Source organism: bacterium (assembly GCA_030654305.1).
Taxonomy (GTDB): Bacteria; Krumholzibacteriota; Krumholzibacteriia; order LZORAL124-64-63; family LZORAL124-64-63; genus PNOJ01.
The window spans coordinates 1-6,418 of sequence record JAURXS010000002.1; the positions used below are offsets into that span (position 1 = coordinate 1).

The 6,418-nt window shown below is 73.7% G+C and carries 6 protein-coding genes; all 6 read left to right on the forward strand.

From position 1 onward, the window contains the following. Window positions 1-185: hypothetical protein (locus Q7W29_00065; protein MDO9170207.1), on the forward strand; the 185-nt coding region annotated here is incomplete at its 5' end. Beyond that, a complete protein-coding gene (gene mraY, locus Q7W29_00070; protein MDO9170208.1) occupies window positions 185-1,273 on the forward strand; it encodes a phospho-N-acetylmuramoyl-pentapeptide-transferase in 1,089 nt (362 codons plus the stop codon). The genes Q7W29_00065 and mraY, both read left to right, overlap by 1 nt. Before the next feature lie 10 nt (window positions 1,274-1,283). Continuing rightward, window positions 1,284-2,666, forward strand: a complete 1,383-nt coding sequence (murD, locus tag Q7W29_00075; GenBank protein MDO9170209.1) for a UDP-N-acetylmuramoyl-L-alanine--D-glutamate ligase — start codon at window positions 1,284-1,286, stop codon at window positions 2,664-2,666. After that, window positions 2,663-3,835 carry an FtsW/RodA/SpoVE family cell cycle protein gene (locus Q7W29_00080; protein ID MDO9170210.1) on the forward strand — a complete coding sequence of 391 codons (1,173 nt, stop codon included), beginning with the start codon at window positions 2,663-2,665 and terminating at the stop codon, window positions 3,833-3,835. Before murD ends, Q7W29_00080 begins: the two co-directional genes overlap by 4 nt. Before the next feature lie 30 nt (window positions 3,836-3,865). Then, window positions 3,866-5,050 (forward strand): undecaprenyldiphospho-muramoylpentapeptide beta-N-acetylglucosaminyltransferase, encoded by a 1,185-nt coding sequence (murG, locus tag Q7W29_00085; GenBank protein MDO9170211.1) that lies wholly within the window; start codon window positions 3,866-3,868, stop codon window positions 5,048-5,050. A gap of 10 nt (window positions 5,051-5,060) precedes the next feature. Further along, a partial coding sequence (murC, locus tag Q7W29_00090; protein ID MDO9170212.1) for a UDP-N-acetylmuramate--L-alanine ligase occupies window positions 5,061-6,418 on the forward strand: 1,358 nt, incomplete at its 3' end.

The window sequence follows — 6,418 nt, forward strand, 5'->3', positions numbered from 1 at the left end:
GCGAGGCGGGCGGCGACGCCGTGGTCTGTGCCGACGCCGCTGCGGCGGCCGCGGCCCTGGCCGCCGCGGCGCGGCCCGGCGACCGCATCCTGTTCAAGGGATCCCGTTCCGCCGCCGTCGAGCGCGCGCTCGACGCATTCCTGGCGCACCTCGGCGGCGCCGCGCCCGACAGGGAGACACGCTGATGTTCTACCTCCTGCTCTACCCGCTGCGCGAACACTGGTCGGCGCTGAACGTCTTCCAGTACATCACGTTCCGCGCCGCCTACGCCACGATCACCGCCCTGCTGATCTGCTTCGTGTTCGGCGGCTGGCTGATCGGCCGGCTCCAGGCCCTGCAGATCGGCGAGACGATCCGCAGCGACGGGCCCGCGCGGCACGCCGCCAAGGCGGGCACCCCGACGATGGGCGGCGTGCTGGTGATCGCGGCGATCGTGCTGCCCACCTTGCTGTGGGCGGACCTGGGCAACCGCTACGTGCAGCTCTGCCTGTTGGCCACGGTCTGGATGGGGACGCTCGGCTTCGTCGACGACTGGCTCAAGGTCGTGCGCAAGCATCCCAAGGGCATGATCGGCCGCGTGAAGATGGCGGGGCAGATCGGCTTCAGCCTGGTGCTGTACGCGCTGCTGAAGAGCGCGGCCGCCGACGACGCCCTGGTCACGCAGCTGGCCGTGCCGCTGCTCAAGGACACCTTCATCGACCTCGGCTGGTTCTACCTGCCGCTGGTGGTGGTCGTGGTGGCGGGCACCAGCAACGCCGTGAACCTGACCGACGGCCTGGACGGGCTGGCGATCGGGCTGAGCGCCTTCACCTTCCTGGGTTTCGCGGCGCTGGCCTACGTCGCGGGCAACGTGATCTTCGCCGACTACCTGAACATCGTCTACCTGCCGGGCGCCGGCGAGCTCGCCGTCTACTGCGGGGCCGTCGTCGGCGCTTCGCTCGGCTTCCTGTGGTTCAACGCCCACCCGGCGCGGGTGTTCATGGGCGACACGGGCAGCCTGGCCCTGGGCGGCGCCTTGGGCACCGTCGCGATCCTGGTCAAGCGCGAGCTGCTGCTGGTGATCATGGGCGGCATGTTCGTGATGGAGGCCCTGAGCGTGATGCTGCAGGTCGCGTCGTACCGCTGGCGCGGCGGCAAGCGGATCTTCCGCATGGCCCCGCTGCACCACCACTTCGAGCTGCTCGGCTGGTCGGAGACGCAGGTCGTGGTCCGCTTCTGGATCATCGGCATCCTGCTGCTGCTGCTGAGCATGAGCACCGTCAAGCTGCAGTAGGAGGACCGGCGTGAACGTGAGGGGCGGGACCTGGCTGGTGATCGGTCTGGCGCGCAGCGGCTGCGCGGCCGGCGCCCTGCTGCGGCGCCACGGCGCGCGCGTCGTGGGCGCCGACGACGCCGACGGGACGGCGCTCGCCGCGCAGTGGCGGCAGCGCGGTCTCGCGGACGAGGCTGCGGCGGCCTTCGACGAAGTGCGCACCGGACCCGGCTGGGAGGCGGCGATGCCGCGCCTCGACGGCGTGGTGCTCAGCCCCGGCGTGACCGTCGAGCGGGCCGCCGCGGCGGCGCCCGGCGTGCCGGTCCTGGGCGAGCTGGAACTCGCTTCGCGCTTCTTCGCCGGGCGCACGGTGGCGATCACCGGCACCAACGGCAAGACGACGACCACCGAGCTGGCGGCGCACCTGCTGCGCGCCGCGGGCCACACGGCGCCGGCCCTGGGCAACGTGGGGCGCCCGCTGAGCCAGGTCGCCGACACGCTGCCCGACAGCGCGGTGGCCGTCGTGGAGGTCAGCAGCTTCCAGCTCGAGACCGTCTCGCGGTTCCGACCCGAGGTCGCCGTCGTGCTGAACCTCGCGCCCGACCATCTGGACCGCTACCCGTCGATCGCCGCGTACTACGCCGCCAAGAAGCGGCTCGTGGACCGGCTGCCCCCCGGGGGGCTGTTCGTCACCGGGACCGGCTGCCTGCCGGCCCTGGACTGGCCCGCGCCGCGTCGCCTGCTGTTCGGCGACCCGGAGGCGGGCGCCGCGTGCTTCGCGCGCGATGGCCGATTGTGGCGGCTGCGCGACGGCGAGCCGCGGGCGGTGCTGGCGCTCGAGGACTTTCCCCTCCACGGCGCACCGAATGTCCTCAACGCCGGCGCCGCCCTCGCCGCCCTCGAACCCTTCGGACTGGACGACGACGTCCTGGCGGACGGCCTGCGGAGCTTCCGCGGTCTGCCGCACCGCCAGCAGGAAGTCGCCCGGGGGGAGGGCCTGGTCTTCGTCGACGATTCCAAGGCGACCAACGTGCACGCGGTGTGCGGCGGCCTGGCCGGCTACGCGGCCGACGTCGTGCTGATCCTGGGCGGCAGCGGCAAGGGGGAGGACTACGCGCCCCTGCGCGGCGCGCTCGGGCCGGTGCGTGCCGCGGTGCTGATCGGCGCCGAGGCGGACCGCATCGAGGCGGCGCTCGCCGGGTCGGTGCCGCTGGTCCGGGCTTCCGGCATGGACGAGGCCGTGGCGACGGCGGCCGGCCTGGCGTCGGGGCGGGGCACGGTCCTGCTGAGCCCGGCGTGCGCGAGCTTCGACATGTTCCGCGACTACCACCACCGCGGCGAGGCGTTCCAGGCCGCGGCGCTCGCCTGGCTGGCCGGCCGGCCGGACGCCGCGGGCTCCCGGGAGGGATCATGAACCGCCGCGTGCGCGAGTTGCTGGCCTGGTTCGAACAGCTCGACGGCTGGCTGATGCTCACGGTGCTCGTGCTGGGGATCTTCGGCGTGGCGATGGTCTACAACGCCGGCTCTTTCAACTCCTCGTCCAGCACCCACTACCTGGTGCACCAGATCATCCGCTTCGGCCTCGGCCTCGGCGCGCTGTGGTTCCTGGCCGGGCTGGACTACCAGACGCTGCGGCGGCCCTGGGTGAACTGGGGGCTGCTGGGTCTCGGCCTGGGCCTGGTGCTGGTCACCGTCGCGTTGCGCAAGACCGGCCTCGTCGACGAGCGCGCCGGCTCCAGCCGCTGGCTGACGTTCCTGCCGGTCCAGCCCGTGGAGATCGTGAAGGTCGCGCTGGTGCTGTTCCTGGCGCAGCAGTGCGCCGGCGGTTTCGAGCGCCTGCGCCGTGACGACCGCCGCTTCTGGACGGCGCTGGCCGTCCCGGCCGTCTCGATGGTCGCGCTGGCCCTGCAGCCGAACTACGGCAACGCCGCGATGATGGGCCTGCTGACGCTGGTCCTGCTGACGCTCAGCGGCCTGCCGGCGCGGATCCTCGTCTGGCTGGGCGCCGCCGCGGTGGGGGTGTCGGCCCTGGGCTTCTTCACGATCGCCAAGATCAACCACCGGCTGGTGCTCTGGTGGCTGGCGATCAAGGACGGCACGATCGACCCCCGCGCGGACGAGAAGCTCTACCAGGTCTACCAGTCGCTGCTGGGGCTGGGGGCGGGCGGCTGGCACGGCACGGGCATCGGGGCCAGCCAGCAGCGGTTCGCCTTCCTGCCGGATTCGCACACGGACTTCATCTTCTCGGTGGTGGGCGAGGAGTTGGGGCTGGTGGGCGGCCTGATCACGCTTTTTCTGTTTGTGCTGCTGGGCTGGCGCGGTTATAACATCGCACGCAACGCCGGCGACGAGTTCGGCTGCCTGGTCGCGGCCGGATTGACCACGATGCTGCTGGCGTACGCGGCCATCAACATCGGCATGGTCACCGCGGTGTTGCCCGTCATGGGGCTGCCGCTACCCTTCATCAGCTACGGCGGCTCCGCGCTGATCACGAACCTGGCGGCGGTGGGCATCCTGCTGAGCATCGACCGCCAGGGGCGCGCCCTGCGCGCCAGGAGGGTGCGGGTGATCGGACGCCCCTGAGGCGGCCCGGCCGGCCCTCGGAGGAGATTCATGGACCCGCGCCGCGACCCGCGCCGAGCCGAGGCGGCCAAACCGGTCAGGGTCGTCCTGGCGGGCGGCGGCACCGGCGGGCACATCTACCCCGCCTTGGCCGTGGCCGAAGCTCTGCGGCGGCTCGAACCGCAGGCCCGGCTGCTCTACCTCGGCACCAGCCGGGGCCTCGAGTCGCGCCTCGTCCCCGCCGCCGGCCTGGACCTGCGCCACGTCGCGGCTTCCGGCTACCGCGGACTGGGACCCGTCGCCCGCCTGCGTTTCGCCGCCAACCTGGTCGTGGGCGTCCTGCAGAGCCTGGACGCGCTGCGGCGCTTCCGACCCGACGTCGTGCTGGGCAGCGGCGGTTTCGTCAGCCTGCCCGTCGGCCTGGCGGCGCGCCTGCTGGGCCGACCGCTGGCCTTGCAGGAGCAGAACGCCATCCCGGGCAGCACCAACCGGCTGCTGGGCCGCTGGGCGCAGCGGATCTACCTCGGCTTCCCGGAGGCGGCCGCGTTCTTCCCGTCCGGGCGCAGCCGCGACACGGGCAACCCCGTCCGCGCCGCCTTCGCCGAGGTCCGGGGTGGCGCGGGCGACGGCCCGCCGCGCGCGGAAGGAGCGGCCTCGTGCCACGTGCTGGTCTTCGGCGGCAGCCGCGGCGCCCGCACGCTCAACCGCGCCGTGATCGACGCGGCGCGCGGAGCCTGGGCGCTGCGCGCCGACCTGTCGCTGTGGGCGCAGACCGGACCCGAGGAGCACGAGGCGGTGACCCGCGGCTGTGCCGGTCGGCTCGGTTCGACGCGCGTCACGCCTTACATCGAGGACATGCCCGCGGCCCTGCGCTGGGCCGACGTGGTGGTCTGCCGCGCGGGTGCGATGACCCTGGCCGAGCTGGCGGCCGCGGGTCGCGCGTCGGTCCTGGTGCCCTACCCGCACGCCACCGACCAGCACCAGCTGCGCAACGCCAAGTCGCGGGAGGACGCGGGCGCGGCGCTGCTGCTGCTGGACGAGTTCTGCACGGGGGAGTCGCTGGCGGCGTGCGTGGACGACCTGCGGCGTGATCCCGCCCGGCTGCGCGCGATGGCGGCCGCCGCGCGGGCCGCCGCCCGACCCGACGCGGCGATGGAGATCGCCGCCGACCTGATGCGCCTGGCGGGCCGGCTGCCCGCGGGCGCAGCCGGGGCCAGCACCACGACCGGCCGGTAAGGGAGCTGCCGTGTTCCGCAACACCCGACACGTCCACCTCGTCGCCATCGGCGGCATCGGCATGAGCGGGATCGCCGAGATCCTGCTGAACCTGGGTTTCCGCGTCAGCGGCAGCGACCTGCGCGCCTCGGAGGCGACCGAGCGCCTCGAGCGGCTCGGGGCCACGATCGCGATCGGGCACCGCGAGGGGCAGGTGCGGGGCGCCGACGTCCTGGTGTACTCGTCGGCGGTCACGCGCGTCAACCCCGAGGTCACCGAGGCGCGTCGGCTCGGCATCCCGGTCATCCGGCGCGCGGAGATGCTCGCCGAGCTCATGCGCCTGAAGTACGGCATCGCCGTGGCCGGCTCCCACGGCAAGACGACGACGACCTCGCTGGTGGCCGAGGTCCTGGCCGCGGGCGGGCTGGACCCCACCGTGCTGGTGGGCGGGCGCGCGCTGGCGACGGGCGCGAACGCGGTCCTGGGCGCCGGCGACTACCTCGTGGCCGAGGCCGACGAGAGCGACGGGACCTTCCTGCACCTGGTGCCGACGGTGGCCGTGGTCACCAACATCGACCACGAGCACGTCGACTTCTATCCGGAGATGGACGACCTGCGCGCCGCGTTCCGCGCCTTCCTGGCGCGCGTGCCCTTCTACGGGGCGTGCGTGCTCTGCCAGGACGATCCCGAGGTGCGCGCGCTGATCCCGCACCTCGAGCGCAAGGTCATCACCTACGGCCTCGGCGCGGATGCCGACGTGCGCGGCGTGCCCGAACCGTCCCTGCCCGGCGCCGCGACGGTGCTGGCGGGCGGCCGCGAACTCGGGCGCCTCGAACTGCGCCTGCGCGGCCGGCACAACCTGACCAACGCGTTGGCGGCGGTCGCCGTGGGCATGGAGCTGGGCGTCCCCTTCGCGCAGGCGGCCCGGGCCCTGGGCGGCTTCGCCGGCGTCGGCCGCCGCTACCAGGAGCACGGGGAGCCGGGCGGCGTGCGCGTGGTGGACGACTACGGGCACCACCCCACCGAGATCGCCGCCACCCTCGCCGTCGCCCGCGACGAGGGCCGCCGCGTGGTCGTGCTGTTCCAGCCCCACCGCTACTCGCGCACGCTGCGGTTCGCCGGCGAGTTCGCCGACGCCTTGGCGGCGGCCGACGTCGTGGGGCTGCTGCCGGTGTACGCCGCGAGCGAGGAGCCGCTGCCCGGCGCCGACAGCGGGCTGATCGCGACGGCGCTCGCGCGCAAGGGGCGCGACGCGGTCTCGCTGCTGGCCGGGGCCGACGACGTCGAGCGTTGGCTCGACGCCACGGTCATCCCGGGCGACCTGCTCGTGACCCTGGGCGCCGGCGACATCGGCCGCCTGGTCGAGCCGATCTGCGGGCATCTGGCGCG